Below are 15,404 nucleotides of genomic sequence, written 5' to 3'. Positions count from 1 at the left end.
CGCCTAGCTTGAAGGTGTGACAGGAGGATTCCATGCCGAAACTCGTCCGCCTCTACATCGAAAGCGTTGCGCTGGGTTTCCTGATCTCGGCGGTCTTCACGGGCGGACTTCTGTGGCTGGACGTGGCGGGGCTGGGGCATCTGGTCCTTGGCTCTGGCATCGGCTGGATCGCGGCGGTGATGCTGGTCGTGTTCAACGGCATCGTGTTCTCGGCCGTCCAGTTTGCCTTCCGGATCATGGGGATGGCAGAGCCCGAGGATGGCCCCCGCGGCGGGCGCGGCGTGCGTGAGCCGGTTGCCGTTCCTGTCACGGTCCCCGTTGCCGTCCCGGTGCAGACCCGGCAGCCGCGGCGCTGATCTGACCGGGCTCACGATTTGCTGCGAAGGGTTTCGCCCGGTCCGTGGCGCCGTGAGCGTTTGCTGCGCCTCTGGGCAGGGAAACGGGTCGGGCAGTCGCCAGGGGTTGGATTCCGTCGCAAATGATGCAGGGGTCCCGGGACCTGTTCCCCGGGAGTGCGTTCGTGGACCTGCAACTGATCAAGACCTTCCTCGAAGTCTCGGCGACCGGATCCTTCGGCGCCGCCGCCGGTCGGCTGTTCGTGACCCAATCCGCCGTCTCGCTGCGGATCCACCGGCTGGAGGACCAGCTGGGCCGCCCGCTGTTCGAACGGACCAAGGCGGGGGTCGTGCTGACGGCGGCCGGGCGCGAGTTCCGCGGCTTTGCCACCATGATCCTGCGCAACTGGGAACAGGCGCGGCAACGGGTCAGCGCGCTGGACGAGCGCGCGCGGACGCTGGTCATCGGGGCGGAAAGCACGCTCTGGCCGCGTTTCGGCTGTCGCTGGATCGACCGCCTGCGCGAATCGCATCCCGAGCTGGAGATCCGCGCGGTGCTGGCCGAGCCCGACGGCCTGGTGCAGATGGCGCTTTCAGGCGAAGTGCAGGCGATGCTGACCCACGGGCCGCTGGACCGGCCGGGCCTGCATTCCGAACGCCTGATCGAAGAGCAGCTGGTCATGGTCTGCCCCTGGGCCGAAGCCACGGTGGAAAGCGTCGCCTCGGCCTATGTGCTGGTGGACTGGGGGCCGGAGTTCCTGCGCTTTCACGAAACCGCACTGCCGGGTCTGACCAACCCGCGCCTGACGCTTGGCGATGGGGCGATGGCGGCCTGGTTCCTGCGCTCGCGTCCCTGTGCGGCCTATATCCCGACCCGGCTGGCCCATGCCTCGCTGGAGACCGGGCAGCTTTTCGCGGTGCAGGACGCGCCCGGATTCTCGCTGGTATCCTGGGCCGTCTGGCGCGATGACACCGACGAAGGCCTGCGCACTGTTGCAGAGAAGGCACTGGCCGAGACGCTGGCGGCCGTGCGCGAGGACGCAAGCGAGGTTCTGGACCAGTCCTGATCCGCCGGGGCCGGGCGGGCATGGCACTGATTTCCGGGCCGTTTTCCGGCATCGCCCCGGTGCTGGGGATCGTGACGCGCCGGATCAAGACCCGGACCCCATGAGAAATACTTGAGACCCCCTCAAGTATTCCAAATTTTTCTTAGCATTATCAGGGCCTTATCTCTGTCTTACCGAAGCGCGGCCATTCCGGCCCCGCTTGCAGAGAATGAGGTTTCACGATGAAAAAGCACCTGTTCCTGACTGTCCCGGCCCTGGCCATCCTTGCCGTGATGCCCGCGCTTGCGCAGGACATCACCGGCATCCAGAACCTGGACGACCGCATCACCGACATCGAGCAGGACGTGGCCGAGGACATGGCGCGGTCGAACGACGCGGCGCGGTTCGGTTCCCCGGACTACAAGCCCGGCTTCAGCGGCAGCGCCGCGCTGGGCTATGTCGCCCGCACCGGCAACACCGAAAGCCAGGAGTTCAACCTGGGCGCCCGGATGCGCTATGCGGAGGGCAACTGGGTGCAGACCTTCGGCGTGGCGGCGGACTTCGCCAAGGATGCGGGCGTCAGGACCAAGGAAGACCTTTTCGCCGTCTATGATGCGAACTATTACCTGAACGACCGCTTCTACCTGTTCGGTCTGGGCCGCGTGCAGCGCGATGGCCTTGCCTCGACCGCCGACGACATCGCCCGCGACGGCTTTGTCGGCTTTGGTCCCGGCTACCGCGTGGTGAACACGCCCGACATGGCCTGGCGCGTGCAGGCCGGTATCGGGGTCAGCTATCTGAAGGACGGCCTGGGCAATTCCGAGACCGAGACCGGCTATCTGGCCGCCTCGCGGTTCTACTACCAGATCTCGGACGCGGTCTTCCTGACCAACGACACCGACATCCTGTCCTCGGACACGGCGCTGCGGGCAAACAACGACTTTGGCGTGAACTTCAAGATGTCGGACACGCTGTCGACCCGGGTCAGCTATCTGACCGACTACAACGATGCGCGCGGGATCAGGACGGACAACCGTCTGGGCGTCTCGCTGGTGATCGGGTTCTGATTTCCCTCGGACCTGGAACCGGCGGGGAACGGGGCAGGGCGACCTGCCCCGTTTTCACTGTTCGCGCAACCTTGGGCGGCGGGCCCGCAGCAACCGTGAGGACCGGGGTTTTCCCGAGAGCCAGAGGTCTCAGGTGGGCGCCAGATACCTGGACCAGGATCCAGGCAGAGCCAGCCCCCGTTCGCTTGCTTATCGGCCACTGGAAAATTGGCCCCGCACGCGAGGAGCAGAACCCGCCAAGGCTCAAGATAGGGCGCGGGGGGCCGGGCCGCAAGGCTGGACAGATGTTCACCTTTGGTTCATATTTCCGCGCATGGACATGCCGGTCGATCTGCCCCAGACCCTGCCCGCCCTGCCGGGCCAGCGCCTGCAACGCGGCGTCTGCCGGGGGTTGCGCGCGCTGGATTTCGTCTGCGTGGAAGAGCTGATCCCGGCTCCGGGGCTGCGTGTGGACGTGATGGCGCTGGGGCCGAAGGGCGAGGTCTGGGTGGTGGAATGCAAGTCGGGCCGGGCGGATTTCCGCGCCGACCGCAAGTGGCAGGGCTATCTGGACTGGTGCGACCGGTTCTTCTGGGCGGTGGATGCCGATTTCCCGGTAGAGCTGCTGCCGGAAGGGACCGGCCTGATCCTGGCCGACGCCTGGGACGCCGAGGTCGTGCGGATGGCGCCCGAGACGCCCCTGTCGGGCGCGCGGCGGAAGGTGGTTCTGCGGACCTTCGCGCGGGCGGCGGCGGGGCGGCTGCAACAACTGCGCGACCCCGGCGCGGGCGTCTAGGCGCAAATCTTTTCGAAAAGATTTGCAAATTCCTTCGAAGGAATTTGTCCCGGCCGCTACTGCGCTGCGGCCACGGCGCCCGGATCGTCATCCCGGACCGGGATCAGCCGCGGCGCATCCTTGGCCGCCGTGCCGCGACCGGAAAGCGAGGGGTTCTCCATGAAGAACTGATGACAGCTGAACAGCTGCCGCTCGCCCGATCCCAGGTCGCGGGCATAGCTGCCATCGGGGGCCAGAAGCCAGCTTTGCGCCTCGTCCTGTAGATTGGCGGCCATGATCTGGCTGAGGATCTGGTTCTTCACCGTGGGGTTCAGCGCCTCGACCAGGGTCTCGACGCGGCGGGTCAGGTTGCGGCCCATCCAGTCGGCGGACGAAAAGAACACGCGGGCCTTCTTCGCCGGCAGGCCGAACCCGTTGCCGAAGCAGACGATGCGCGAATGTTCCAGGAAGCGCCCGACGATGGACTTCACCCGGATGTTTTCCGACAGTCCCTTGATCCCGGGCCGCAGGCCGCAGATGCCGCGGATGACCAGGCTGATCTTCACCCCGGCCTGAGAGGCGGCGTAAAGCGCGTCGATCACGTCGGGTTCGATCAGGCTGTTCATCTTGGCCCAGATTTCCGCCGGGCGCCCGGCGCGGGCATGGTCGGCCTCGGCCGCGATCAGTTCCAGAAGCCGGGGCTTCAGCGTGATGGGCGAGATCGCCAGGTTCTCCAGCCCCTGCGGCTGCACGTAGCCCGACAGATAGTTGAAGACCTTGGTCGCATCGCGCCCCAGCGCCGGGTCGCAGGTGAAGAAGCTGAGGTCGGTGTAGATCCGCGCGGTGATCGGGTGGTAGTTGCCGGTCCCGTAATGGGTGTAGGTGACCAGATGGTCGCCCTCGCGCCGGACCACGGTGCTGATCTTGGCATGGGTCTTGTAGTTGACGAAGCCATAGACGACATGCGCGCCCGCGCGTTCCAGGCGGCGCGACTGGCGGATGTTCGCGGCCTCGTCGAAACGGGCCTTCAACTCCACCAGTGCGGTGACGGATTTCCCGGCTTCGGCTGCCTCGCAGAGGGCCGACACGATCGGGCTGTCCCAGGAGGTGCGGTAGAGCGTCTGCTTGATCGCCAGCACGTTCGGGTCAGTCGCCGCCTGCTGAAGAAAGCGGATCACCATGTCGAAGGTTTCATAGGGATGATGCAGCAGCATGTCCTTCTGCCGGATCGCGGCGAACATGTCGCCGTCGTGATCCAGCACCCGTTCCGGCACGCGGGGGGTGAAGGGCGGCCACATCAGATCCTTGCGCGAGGGGAGGATCAGTTCCTTCAGGTCGGCCACGCCCAGCAGGCCCTTGACCTCGACGACCTCGTCCTCGGTGACGGCCAGTTCCTCCATGATCAGCGCGCGCAACTCCTCGGGCGCGCCGGCCGAGAGTTTCAGGCGGATCACCTCGCCCCGGCGGCGGCGTTTCAACGCTGTCTCGAATTCGCGGACCAGATCCTCGGCCTCGTCCTCGACTTCAAGGTCGCTGTCGCGCAGCACGCGGAAGGTGCAATGCCCGCGGTCGGTATAGCCGGGGAACAGCATGTCCAGATGCAGAAGCAGCAGTTCCTCCAGCGGCAGGAAGCGGTGTTCGCCCTCTTTCCCCGGCAGGGGCACGAAACGGGCGATCTGCTGCGGGATCGGCAGAAGCGCCTTCAGCGGGCGATGATCCGTGGCCCGCTCCAGCTCCAGCGCAAGCGAAAAGCCGGTGTTGGGGATGAAGGGGAAGGGATGCGCCGGGTCGATGGCCAGGGGCGACAGCACCGGAAAGACGTTGTTCAGGAAATGCGTTTCCAGCTGCTTCAGGTCGCGCGCCGTCAGCTTCGATCGGGTGAGGATGCTGATCCCCTCTGTCTCCATCTCCTTGCGCAGGCGGTTGAAGGTGGTCTGCTGGGTCTGCATCAGCCGCCGGGCATCGGCGTTGATCAGCTGCAACTGTTCCGCCGGGCTGCGGCCGTCCTCGGACAGTGTGGCGTTGCCGGTGCGCAGCAGCGCGCGCAGGCCCGCGACCCGGACCGTGTAGAACTCGTCCAGGTTGGTGGCCGAGATCGACAGGAAGCGCAGCCGTTCCAGAAGCGGCACGGCGGGGTTCGCGGCCTCTTCCAGCACGCGCCAGTTGAAGGCCAGCCAGGACAGCTCGCGGTTGAAGAAGCGGCCCGGGCCGGCGGTCTCTGCGAACGGGAGCTCGACAGGGGCGGGGAACGGAGAGTGGAGGAAATCGGCCTGGGTCATGACGGGCTTATGCCGTGCGGTTCGTGAAGCTATCGTGACAGTTAGTCATTCCGGTCCGGCGCTGTCCAGAATTTCGGCGGCCAGCGCCCGGGTGATCGGCCGGCCAAGGGCGAGGGCCCGGGCGTCAAGCGCCGCGACCAGCGACCGCGCGGCCCCGATCGACCGGGGCATCCGGCTGACGAGATAGGAAATCAGGCTGGCGGGAACCGCGATCTGCCGGTCGGCGAACAGCTTGACCAGGACGGCAGACAGCAGCGCATCGTCCGGCGCCTCCAGCCGGGCGATCTGGGTGGCCTGCATCCGGCTGAGAAGATCGGGCAGGCCCAGCCCCCAGTCGCGCGGCGGGGTGCGCGCGGTCAGAAGCAGCGCCGCGCCCGAGGTGGCCAGGTTGTGCAGGTGGAACAGCTGGGCCTCGGCGGGACCGATGCGGTCGGCATCCTCCACCACCAGGTTGTGGCCGGCCAGGGGGGCGAGATCGACCTCGGCCAGCCCGTGTGCGTTCAGGATCGCGGCCCCGGACAGCGCGGCCCAGATCCGCGCGAGATGGGTCTTGCCCGCGCCTTCCGGGCCCAGGATCAGCAGTTTCCGTCCCGGCCAGTCCTGCCAGGCTTCGACCGTCTGCAAGGCTAGCGCGTTCGAAGGCGCAACGAAGAAATCCTCGCGGGTCATCGCCTCGGGGACGGGCAGGTCGAAGGCCAGCTGGCGGATCACGCGTCGGGACCCGATCCGACACCCGTTCCGGCAGGGGCGGGCGCCGCTGCCCCGGAAGCCGCCTTGCGCCGGCGGCGCGGCTTCGGCGCCGCGGCTGCCGAGGTGAAGCTGGGGCCTTGCGCCTGGGCCCCGGTCCGGCCCTGATACAGCAGGCTGGCGCGGTACTGTTCCATTGCAAAGCGGGTCAGCACCCCGATCGAGGCCGCGACCGGCACCGCGACCAGCATGCCCACGAAGCCGAAGACCGAGCCGAAGGCCGACAGCGCAAGCAAAAGCCAGACCGGATGCAGCCCCACCGACTTGCCGACCAGGCGCGGGGTCAGGATGTTGCCCTCGACGAACTGCCCGATGGCGAAGATCGCGGCGACCAGGCCGATCTGAAGCCAGTCGCCCCAGAACTGGAACAGCGCCAGTCCGATGGCCAGCACCCCGCCGACGATCGAGCCGACATAGGGGATAAAGGTGATCGCCCCGGCGATCGCCCCGACGATCACGCCGAACTGCAAGCCCGCCGCCATCAGGGCGACCGCGTAGAACGTGCCCAGCGCCAGGCAGACCGAGACCTGTCCGCGCACGAAGCCCGCCAGCACCGCGTCGATCTCGCGCGCCAGGCGGCGGATGGTGGGCGCATGGTCCAGGGGCAGCATGCTGTCGATCCGCGCCACCATGTCGTCCCAGTCCAGCAGCAGGTAGAAGGCCACGACCGGCACCACGACGATGAACAGGACCACCGAAAGCACCCCCAGCGCCGAGGACAGCAGGCCCTGCGCCAGTTCGGCCCCGCGGGCCTGGATCGCCAGGCCGATCTCGGACAGCGTCTGCCGGATGGTCGAGGTGGAATCGGCCAGGTCCGGGAAGCGTTCCAGCAGGAATCCCTGCAAGCGCCGCGTGATGTCGGGCGCGGCGTTGACCAGCGCCTTCAGCTGGTTCACCAGCGTCGGGATCACCGCCAGCACCAGCAGCACGACCAGAAGCAGCGCGACCAGCGAGATGACCGATGTCGCTGCGGCCCGGCTCATCCCCAGCCGCTCCAGCCGGTCGGCGACGGGGTCAAGGAAATAGGCGATGGCCCCGCCGACGATGAAGGGCAGCAGCACATCGCCCAGCAGCCAGAGCAGCAGCAGGAACACCGCCGCAGCGATGCCCCAGTAGCGGATCTGGTCTTTCACGGGCAGGGCCATGCGGGCGCTTCCTTCGGCGTATCCACTCATATCGCCGCTGGCGGGCCGGCACGCAAGGGGAAGGCCGGCGGAAAGCCGCTCTTAGCGGGCGCTTAGGGGGTAGGGGCTAAGCGGGGCGGCGATGGTCGATGCCCTGCCGTCCGGGGCAGGTGGTGGCATCCGGGGCACGGTGTCCCGGCGCAGACCTGACCGCGACGGACAGGCCCGATCGAAAGGCAAGACCATGAAAACCAGACTTCTTCCGACCCTCGCGCTTGCAATCCTGCCGCTGGCCACCCCGCTTGCGGCGCTGGCGATGCCCGCGGTGGGCGACCTGATCGGCACCGACCCCGAAACCGCCAAGGCCACGCTGGAGAAGGCCGGCTGCCCGGTGGCCGCCTTCGAGGCCGAGGACGGCATGATCGAGGCCAAGTGCACGGATACGGCCACCGGCAAGCTGATGGAAGTCTACATCGACCCGGCCTCGGGCAAGGTCGCCAGGATCAAGGCGGAGGACTGACATGGCCACCCCCCGGACCGAGGCCGGACCGGCCGCCGCCTCTCCGCCCGCGCTGTGGGATCCCGTCGTGCGCCTGACGCATTGGGGGATCGCGGCCGCCGTGCTGCTGAACGCGGCGCTGGATGAAGGCGGCAGCCTTCTGCATGTCGCGGTCGGCTGGATCGTGATGGCGCTTCTGCTTCTGCGGATGGTCTGGGGGGTGCTTGGCCCGGACGAGGCCCGATTCGCGGCCTTCCCGCCGAACCCGCTTGCTGCCCTGCGCCACTTGCGCCAGCTTGTGTCCGGCAGGGTGCGGCACTACTCCTCGCACAATCCGGCCGGCGCGCTGATGGCCTATGCCTTCTGGGCCGCGCTGGCTACAGTTACCGTCAGCGGGCTGGTGATGACCGGCGGTGCGACACCGATGCAGGTGGCAGCGGACAAGGCGGCGGTTGCATCCGGCGACTGGTCTGCTTTGATCCGCGACAGCGAAGGCGAATCCGACCGGGACGACGCTTTCGGCGAGGCAGCCGAGGAGGTGCACGAAGTGGTCGCGAACCTGCTGTTGATCCTGGCGGCGCTGCATGTCGCCGGGGTGGCTCTGGAAAGCCGCGCGATGCGGCGGAACCTGGTGGCGGCGATGCTGACCGGCCCGCGGCAGAAATGACCTCGGCCCGGGACATCCTTCAGTCGGGGCGCCGCCAGATGGCGGCGCTTTCCATCTTCCTGGTGATCCAGACGCTGGGCACGGTGTTCTTCGTGGGCGACGTGATCGCCGACCTGCGCGAAGACCCGGCCTCGGCGCATTTCATCTTCGAGGCCATCGTCACCGCAGCCCTGGTGCTGGGCGTGATCTTCGGCGCCTTCGCGCTGCGCCGGACGATCGAGCTTCTGCGCGCCCAGGACCAGGCGCTTGCCGTGGCGCGCGGCGCGCTGTCGGACGTGATCGAGGCCCAGTTCCAGGCCTGGGCCCTGACCCCGGCCGAGCGCGACGTGGGCCTTCTGGCGCTGAAAGGCCTCGACGTGGCCGAGATCGCCGAGCTGCGGGGCGCCGCGCAGGGCACGGTGCGGGCGCAGCTGACGCGGATCTATTCCAAGGCCGGCGTCTCGGGCCGTGCCCAGTTCGCCGCCTATTTCGTCGAGGACCTTCTGGGCGAGGCGATCCCGTCGGCGAGTCCGGCGGCGAACCCGGCGGCGTGACCCGCCGACCCGGTCCGCGCGCGCTCTTACGACCGCAGCGTGAAGCTGCGGGCCGGATGTTGGCGGACGAACCAGATCATCGCGACCCCAGGCGCCAGCGACAGGCAGGTCATCGCCATCACCATGCCGATGTCGGCCTGAAAGCCGGACATCGCCTGGATCGCCAGGGTGATCGGCTTGCCTCCGGTTATCGCCGTGGTCCACGTTACCACAACCCGAACCGATCAGCAGGTGCAGGCAGCAGCTTGCATCATTCGGACAACTGTCCAGACGTCGGGAAGTCGCTCGACGGCGCGGCAATTCATGAGGCCGCCCGTGCCCTTGCAAAGGGTGGCGCTGGCCAGCGTCGCGGAGAAGGACAAGGGGATCGCCTGCACCGGTGGCAGACGCACGCGGCGCGCCACGGCCAGCAGGCCCGCCGCGCGCATCGTGGCTCGCGCTTGCACATGGCGGCGACGAAGGCCCGGATCACCGCCAGCGCCATGACGAAGCAGAGCATCGCGCGCGCGGCCCACGTCAACCCTGCGCGACAACCCCGCGCGACAACCCCGCGCGACAACCCCGCGCGGCGCGGACCGTTCAGGCAACCGCCAGGGCGATGGCGGCGAAGTGCAGGGCGGCGGCCACGGCGACGAAGAGATGCCAGATCGCATTCTGGAACCGCAGCCGTTCCCAGACATAGAAACCCACGCCCGCGACATAGGTGAGCCCGCCCGCGACCAGAAGCCAGAGCGAGGCAGGCGGCAACGCCTCCATCACCGGCACGGCCGCGACCACGCCCACCCAGCCGAGGAGCACATAGGCCAGGATCGACAGCCGGTCATAGCGGCCGGGCAGCGCCACCTTGACCAGGATGCCCAGGGCCGCACCACACCACACCACAGCGCCCAGCGTCCAGGCCCAGAGACCATCCAGATGCGGGATCACCGCCGTGTAGGTCCCGGCGATCATCACATAGATCATCGAATGGTCGAACCGCCGCAGCAGCCATTTCAGCGCCGAGGGCGGGGTCATGTTGTAGGCCAGCGAAAAGCCCCACATCAGGAAGAACCCGGCGGCATAGACGGCAAGGGCCGCGAAGGTGCCCGGCCCCGCCGTGGTCAGCCCGTGGAACAGCAAGAGCGGAAAGGCGATCAGCCCCGCCAGCAGCGCCAGCGCGTGCACGATACCATCGGCCAGCAACTCCTCTACCGAGAGGTCGCGCTTGAGGGTGCGGTAGTGATCGGCGGGCAGGGTCATGGGCTCAGTCTTGCAGGCAAATGTTGCCAAAGCATGACCGGCGCAAGGCGCGGGGCCAAGTCACCTTCGCGGGATCGGACGCAGCGTCAGCCCCTCCGCGCCGCCCAGAGCAGGCCGCGCCGCATGAGTTCGGCCGCCGGGCCCTGGTCGATGACGGTCTTATGGTGTCCCAGCGCGTTGTAATAGACCCGCCCCGCGCCGTAGCCCTTGGTGAAGACGACCGGCATCGCCACGGGGCCGTTCACGCTGTGCGGCCCCTCGACCACCGGAAAGTCGCAGACCGCATGGACCTTCACCGCCGGATCGACATGCAGGTAATACTGTTCCGTCCTGACGGTGAAATCGCCGAGGCCTGCGACCAGCGGGTCATCCGAGGTGATGCGGACGACATATTCCACCCCGTCATTGCCCGGATGCGCCACCCATTGCGCGCCGGTCAGGAACTGCCAGTCCACATTCTCGCGGAAGGCGTCGCACATCCCGCCATGGCAGCCCGCGATTCCGGTCCCCGCCGCCACCGCCGCGCAGACGTTCAGCGCCTGTTCCTTGCCGATCTTCGACATGGTCCAGACCGGGACGATCAGGTCATAGGCCTTGACCGCCTCGGCCTCGTCGAAACAGGACAGACTGTCGGTCAGCGTGACCTCCATCCCCGCCTCGCGCAGCCAGTCGGCGAACATCGGGCCGACCTTCTCGGGCTCGTGCCCCTCCCATCCGCCCCAGGTGACCAGTGCCTTCGTCATGTTCGACCCTTTCGCTTTGGGCGCAGGCTAAGAGCGCCCGGACCCGCGGTCAATCGACATGCCGAGGTCTGGAATTCCTGACACGGTGTCAAAGATTGTTGACTTCAGGTCCGCTGAACTTTACCCGATCCGCAAGAAGGGAGCCCGACATGTCCTATGGCGAACGCGAGGCGCTGTCCGGCCTGATCACCAGCCTGATCGTGATCGGCCTGTTCCTGTGGCGCCTGTCCGGCCAGCACGCGGCGGGCGTCTTCGAGGGGCCGGAGGCCCTGAAGCTCTGGGCGCGGTCGGTTCTGGTCCTGATCGGCTGGTCCATCGGCATCGCCATCGCGGTGACCGTCGTCTTTGCCATCCTGCACAACATCCTGACCGGCGAGAAACTGGACGACCGCCGCGACGAACGCGACCGCGACATCGACCGCCGTGCGCTGATCTGGGCCTGGTATCTTCTGTCCTTCGGTCTGCTGGGGATCATCATCAGCCTCGCTTTCGGCCAGACCGCCTTCCTTGCGATGAACATGGTGCTTGCGCTGTGCATCCTGTCCGAAACCTTCAAGGACGCGATGAAGCTGGTTCTCTACCGGCGCGGAGCCTGAGGCATGGCCGCCCGATCCGGCCGCATCGAGAACCGCATCCGCCGCCTGCGATTCGAGGCGGGCGAGATGACGCAGAAGGACCTGGCCGACCGGGTCGGCGTGACCCGGCAGACCATCCTTGCGATCGAGAACGGCAAGTATTTCCCGACGCTGGAGCTTGCCTTCCGCATCGCTCGCACCTTCGGTGTCGGCCTCGACGAGGTCTTCACCTGGCACGACGACTGACCCGGCCCGCGCGCCCGCACCCAGGACCTTTCCATGAAAGCAGCGATCTACACGGCCTATGGCCCGCCCGAGACCATCGGCTTCGTCGAATGTCCGATCCCCGCTCCCGCTGCGGGAGAGGTTCTGGTGCGGGTCCGTGCCGCGCCGGTGACGGCAGGGGATGCGCGGCTGCGCTCGGGCCGCGTGCCGCGGGGGCTGGGGCCGATGCTGCGGCTGGCCATCGGCTGGCGCCGCCCGCGCGTGGCGCCGGGCTGGGCCTTTGCGGGCGAGGTGGCGGGGCTTGGTGCGGGGGTGACCGGGTTTGCCACGGGACAGCGGGTCTTTGGCCTGACCGGGTTCAGGGGCGGATCGCACCGGGAGTTTCTGGTGATCCGCGCTGATGGCCCGCTTTTGCCCCTGCCCGAGAGCCTGAGCCCCGAGGAAGGGGCGGCCTTCTTCTTCGGTGGGCTGACGGCGGCGGAATTCCTGATCGACAAGGCCCGGCTGGCCCCCGGTGAGCGGCTTCTGGTCTGCGGTGCCACGGGCGCGGTCGGCGGGGCGGCGGTGCAGATCGGGCGGCATCTGGGCGCGCAGGTCAGCGCCACCGCTTCGCCCGCCAACCATGCGCTGGCCCGTCAGCTTGGGGCGGGGGAGGTCACGGACTACCGCGCCGGGACGCCCCCCGGCCCGTTCGACGTGATCCTTGACGTGATGGGCCGCCTGGGCTGGCCGGGTGCGCGGCCGCTGCTGGCCCCCGCCGGTCGCTACGTCCAGATCACCGCCGATCTGTGGGCGATGCTGGGGGCCGCCCTGCGGCCGCGGCGGCAGGGGCGGCGGATCATCACCGGCACGAACAAGGATGACCTTGCATCGATGCAGCGGCTTGTCGCGCTGCATCAGGCGGGGGGCTATACGCCGGTGGTGGGCCAGGTCCTGCCCTTTGCGCACCTGGCCCGCGCGCACCAGATCGCCGAAAGCTTCCACAAGCCCGGCAATCTGGTGGTGGTGATGCCCGCGTGATCCTGCGGCCGGGGCGGGGACCGTCTAGCGCTGCCCGGCGTAGATCCGGGCGATCCGGTCCACGGCGGCTTCGGGCGAGACCTCCTCTGACGCCCCGGTGCGACGCGAGGTCAGTTCGACCACCCCGTTCGCCAGACCGCGCGGCCCGACGGTGATCCGCCAGGGCAGGCCGATCAGGTCCATCGTGGCGAACTTCGCCCCGGCGCGTTCGTCGCGGTCGTCATAGAGCGCCTCCAAGCCCTTCGCCGCCAGTGCCCGGTAAAGCCCCTCGCAGGCCGCATCCGCCGCGCTGTCGCCCTGCTTGAGGTTCACGATCCCCACCGGGAAGGGCGTGACCCCTTCCGGCCAGATGATCCCCTTGTCGTCGTGGCTGGCCTCGATGATCGCGCCCAAGAGGCGGCTGACGCCGATCCCGTGGCTGCCCATCTCGACCGGGACCTTGGTGCCCTCGGCGGTGGTGACTTCCGCGCCCATTGCGGCGGAATACTTGGTGCCGAAATAGAAGATCTGCCCGACCTCGATGCCTCGGCCGACCTTGCGGTGGGCCTCGGGCACGGTCTCGAACACCGCCGGGTCATGGGTTTCATCGGTGCGGGCGTAAAGCGTGGTGAACTCTTCGCAGACCTTGGCGACCTGTTCGCGGTCGTCATAGTCGATCTCGCGGTTCCCCAGTTTGAGGGCCGTCACGCGGTCGTCGTAGAAGACCTCGGACTCGCCGGTCTGGGCCAGCACAAGGAATTCATGCGTGTTGTCGCCGCCGATGGGGCCCGAGGCCGCGCGCATCGGGATCGCCGTGAGCCCCATGCGTTCGTAGGTCCGCAGATAGCTGACCATGTGGCGGTTGTAGGCGTGCAGCGCGGCGGCCTTGTCCACGTCGAAGTTGTAGCCGTCCTTCATCAGGAACTCTCGCCCCCGCATCACGCCGAACCGGGGCCGCATCTCGTCGCGGAACTTCCACTGGATGTGGTAGAGCGTCAGCGGCAGGTCCTTGTAGCTGGTCACATGGCTGCGGAAGATGTCGGTGATCATCTCCTCGTTGGTGGGACCATAGAGCAGCTCGCGCTTCTGGCGGTCGGTGATCCGCAGCATCTCCTCGCCGTAGTCGCCATAGCGCCCCGACTCGCGCCAGAGGTCGGCGGGCTGGATCGTGGGCATGAGCAGCGGAATGTGCCCGGCGCGGATCTGTTCCTGGTGGACGATTTCCTCGATCCGTTTCAGGACCCGGTAGCCGAGGGGCAGCCAGGAATAGATGCCCGCCGCCTGCTGCTTGATCATGCCCGCGCGCAGCATGTAGCGGTGGCTGACGATCTGCGCCTCGGCGGGGTTTTCCTTGAGGACGGGGAGGAAGTAGCGGGAAAGACGCATGTTGGCCTGCCATGGAAAGGGTCCCGGGTTTCCTAGCGGGTCGGGCCTCGGCAGGCAAGGACAAGGGGCAGCGAAGCGGAGGGTCGCGCCGACAGCGGTCTGCCGCAGGCAGGGATCAGGGCGTGGCAGCGGCCGGGGCGGCGTCACGCAGGCCGATCGGCGAAAGGACGGCGATCCATGGCCCCGATGGCCGGGAAGTGCGGATGGCAGCGCCGGTGCAAGGCCGACCCGGCGGCGCGGGGGGTGTGAAACTCCCGGTCCGCCGCCAGCCTCAGGTCACATACTTCTGCCAGTTGTGCTGTTCCTTGAACCCCAGCACCTCCCGGATCTTCCGGTTGGACAGAAGGCCCTCCCGCTCTCCCACCGGCCGCGACAGGGGCACGTTGGGGAAGAAGCGGGCCAGAAGCTCGGAATTCGGCTGCGGCACCGCGTTCTCGTCGTTGACCGCGTTGAACACCTGGAAGCCCAGCCCGTCCTTCTTGAGACACAGGTCCACGATCTGCCCCAGATCCCGCGCGTCGATGTAGCTGAAGGTGATCCGCCGCCGCAGTCCCGGGTTGTCCTGCAAGGGCGGGAACAGCGTCGCATATTCGTGCGGCTCGATCACGTTGCCGATCCGCAGGGCATAGACATCCGCGCCGAACCGCCGCTGGAAGCTCCGCGCCGTGACCTCGTTCACCTTCTTCGACATGCCGTAGCTGTCCATCGGGTCGATGTCGTAGTCCTCTTCCAGCGGCAGCACCTTCGGGTCCACCACGCCGTCCGAGAAACAGACCCCGTAGGTCGTCTCCGACGAGGCGATGATGACCTTGCGGATCCCCATCTTCAGCGCCGCTTCCAGCACATTGTAGGTCCCCACCGTGTTCACCCGGTAGCATTCGGTATCCGGCACCATCCCGTAGCGGGGCACGGCCGCGAAATGCACCACCGCATCGAACAGCTGCGCCGCGCCGTCCTCCATCTCTTCATAGCCCGCATGGGTCCGCATCGCCGAATAGACCTGCCCCGCGTCGCAGATGTCGCCGATCAGGTCATGCACCCCCGCCAGCCCCAGGGGCACCCGGTCGAAGTTCATCACCCTGTGCCCCGCAGCCACCAGATAGGGCACCACATGCCTGCCTGCCTTGCCCGACCCGCCCGTGAACAACACCCGCATCGCTGAAACCCTCCATTGCTGTCCCTAACC

At 67.7% G+C, this 15,404-nt stretch carries 18 protein-coding genes; 10 read left to right on the top strand and 8 right to left on the bottom strand.

Annotated features, from left to right (window positions below; all coding sequences use genetic code 11):
- Nucleotides 1-32: 32 nt before the first annotated feature.
- The 4 genes from G8O29_RS00285 to G8O29_RS00270 all read left to right on the top strand — a co-directional run bounded on the left by G8O29_RS00285 (nucleotide 33) and on the right by G8O29_RS00270 (nucleotide 3,223).
- Nucleotides 33-356 carry a hypothetical protein gene (locus G8O29_RS00285; RefSeq protein ID WP_166401235.1) on the top strand — a complete coding sequence of 108 codons (324 nt, stop codon included), beginning with the start codon at nucleotides 33-35 and terminating at the stop codon, nucleotides 354-356.
- A gap of 164 nt (nucleotides 357-520) precedes the next feature.
- Nucleotides 521-1,402 carry a LysR family transcriptional regulator gene (locus G8O29_RS00280; RefSeq protein WP_166401234.1) on the top strand — a complete coding sequence of 294 codons (882 nt, stop codon included), beginning with the start codon at nucleotides 521-523 and terminating at the stop codon, nucleotides 1,400-1,402.
- A 221-nt stretch (nucleotides 1,403-1,623) separates the two neighbouring features.
- Nucleotides 1,624-2,448, top strand: a complete 825-nt coding sequence (locus G8O29_RS00275) for a DUF481 domain-containing protein (RefSeq protein WP_166401233.1) — start codon at nucleotides 1,624-1,626, stop codon at nucleotides 2,446-2,448.
- 319 nt (nucleotides 2,449-2,767) lie between these two features.
- The gene (locus tag G8O29_RS00270) at nucleotides 2,768-3,223 is read left to right on the top strand and encodes an MmcB family DNA repair protein (protein ID WP_128514289.1); all 456 of its coding nucleotides are present in this window, start codon (nucleotides 2,768-2,770) and stop codon (nucleotides 3,221-3,223) included.
- Nucleotides 3,224-3,279: 56 nt separating this feature from the next.
- Here G8O29_RS00270 and G8O29_RS00265 read toward each other — a convergent pair whose 3' ends face one another.
- The 3 genes from G8O29_RS00265 to G8O29_RS00255 are packed head-to-tail and all read right to left on the bottom strand — an operon-like array spanning nucleotide 3,280 to nucleotide 7,373.
- A complete protein-coding gene (locus G8O29_RS00265) occupies nucleotides 3,280-5,481 on the bottom strand; it encodes an RNA degradosome polyphosphate kinase (protein ID WP_166401232.1) in 2,202 nt (733 codons plus the stop codon).
- A gap of 45 nt (nucleotides 5,482-5,526) precedes the next feature.
- A complete protein-coding gene (locus G8O29_RS00260; protein WP_166401231.1) occupies nucleotides 5,527-6,192 on the bottom strand; it encodes a P-loop NTPase family protein in 666 nt (221 codons plus the stop codon).
- The gene (locus G8O29_RS00255; protein WP_166401230.1) at nucleotides 6,189-7,373 is read right to left on the bottom strand and encodes an AI-2E family transporter; all 1,185 of its coding nucleotides are present in this window, start codon (nucleotides 7,371-7,373) and stop codon (nucleotides 6,189-6,191) included. Before G8O29_RS00255 ends, G8O29_RS00260 begins: the two co-directional genes overlap by 4 nt.
- A 223-nt stretch (nucleotides 7,374-7,596) precedes the next feature.
- Between G8O29_RS00255 and G8O29_RS00250 the strand changes: the two genes are divergently transcribed.
- The 3 genes from G8O29_RS00250 to G8O29_RS00240 are packed head-to-tail and all read left to right on the top strand — an operon-like array spanning nucleotide 7,597 to nucleotide 9,051.
- Complete coding sequence (locus G8O29_RS00250; protein ID WP_166401229.1) at nucleotides 7,597-7,872, top strand: PepSY domain-containing protein; 276 nt, start codon at nucleotides 7,597-7,599, stop codon at nucleotides 7,870-7,872.
- A gap of 1 nt (nucleotide 7,873) precedes the next feature.
- A complete protein-coding gene (locus tag G8O29_RS00245) occupies nucleotides 7,874-8,518 on the top strand; it encodes a cytochrome b/b6 domain-containing protein (RefSeq protein ID WP_166401228.1) in 645 nt (214 codons plus the stop codon).
- Complete coding sequence (locus tag G8O29_RS00240; RefSeq protein WP_166401227.1) at nucleotides 8,515-9,051, top strand: helix-turn-helix transcriptional regulator; 537 nt, start codon at nucleotides 8,515-8,517, stop codon at nucleotides 9,049-9,051. The genes G8O29_RS00245 and G8O29_RS00240 overlap by 4 nt, the downstream gene beginning before the upstream one ends.
- Before the next feature lie 26 nt (nucleotides 9,052-9,077).
- Here G8O29_RS00240 and G8O29_RS00235 read toward each other — a convergent pair whose 3' ends face one another.
- The 3 genes from G8O29_RS00235 to G8O29_RS00225 form a co-directional block, all read right to left on the bottom strand.
- The gene (locus tag G8O29_RS00235) at nucleotides 9,078-9,263 is read right to left on the bottom strand and encodes a hypothetical protein (protein WP_166401226.1); all 186 of its coding nucleotides are present in this window, start codon (nucleotides 9,261-9,263) and stop codon (nucleotides 9,078-9,080) included.
- Between the two features lie 367 nt (nucleotides 9,264-9,630).
- On the bottom strand, nucleotides 9,631-10,290 hold the full coding sequence (gene trhA / locus G8O29_RS00230) for a PAQR family membrane homeostasis protein TrhA (protein WP_166401225.1): 660 nt from the start codon (nucleotides 10,288-10,290) through the stop codon (nucleotides 9,631-9,633).
- Between the two features lie 86 nt (nucleotides 10,291-10,376).
- On the bottom strand, nucleotides 10,377-11,033 hold the full coding sequence (locus tag G8O29_RS00225) for a ThuA domain-containing protein (RefSeq protein WP_166401224.1): 657 nt from the start codon (nucleotides 11,031-11,033) through the stop codon (nucleotides 10,377-10,379).
- 149 nt (nucleotides 11,034-11,182) lie between these two features.
- Here G8O29_RS00225 and G8O29_RS00220 point away from each other — a divergent pair, with 149 nt between their 5' ends.
- Genes G8O29_RS00220 through G8O29_RS00210 form a run of 3 tightly spaced genes read left to right on the top strand, consistent with a single transcriptional unit; the run spans nucleotide 11,183 to nucleotide 12,853 of the window.
- Nucleotides 11,183-11,629 (top strand): hypothetical protein, encoded by a 447-nt coding sequence (locus G8O29_RS00220; RefSeq protein ID WP_166401223.1) that lies wholly within the window; start codon nucleotides 11,183-11,185, stop codon nucleotides 11,627-11,629.
- Between the two features lie 3 nt (nucleotides 11,630-11,632).
- Nucleotides 11,633-11,854: a helix-turn-helix transcriptional regulator gene (locus G8O29_RS00215; RefSeq protein WP_166401222.1), complete on the top strand. Its 222-nt coding sequence runs from the start codon at nucleotides 11,633-11,635 to the stop codon at nucleotides 11,852-11,854.
- A 33-nt stretch (nucleotides 11,855-11,887) separates the two neighbouring features.
- Nucleotides 11,888-12,853: a quinone oxidoreductase family protein gene (locus G8O29_RS00210; protein WP_166401221.1), complete on the top strand. Its 966-nt coding sequence runs from the start codon at nucleotides 11,888-11,890 to the stop codon at nucleotides 12,851-12,853.
- Nucleotides 12,854-12,877: 24 nt separating this feature from the next.
- Here the strand turns inward: G8O29_RS00210 and proS are convergent, their stop codons facing one another.
- Nucleotides 12,878-14,218, bottom strand: a complete 1,341-nt coding sequence (proS, locus tag G8O29_RS00205) for a proline--tRNA ligase (RefSeq protein WP_166401220.1) — start codon at nucleotides 14,216-14,218, stop codon at nucleotides 12,878-12,880.
- A gap of 271 nt (nucleotides 14,219-14,489) precedes the next feature.
- Complete coding sequence (locus G8O29_RS00200) at nucleotides 14,490-15,374, bottom strand: NAD-dependent epimerase/dehydratase family protein (RefSeq protein WP_166401219.1); 885 nt, start codon at nucleotides 15,372-15,374, stop codon at nucleotides 14,490-14,492.
- Nucleotides 15,375-15,404: the final 30 nt, after the last annotated feature.

The sequence above is a fragment of the Rhodobacter calidifons genome (genome assembly GCF_011174775.1).
In the GTDB taxonomy this organism is placed as follows: Bacteria; Pseudomonadota; Alphaproteobacteria; order Rhodobacterales; family Rhodobacteraceae; genus Tabrizicola; species Tabrizicola calidifons.
The sequence above is the reverse complement of the archived record's forward strand: the minus strand, read 5'-3'. Positions and strand labels throughout refer to the sequence as shown.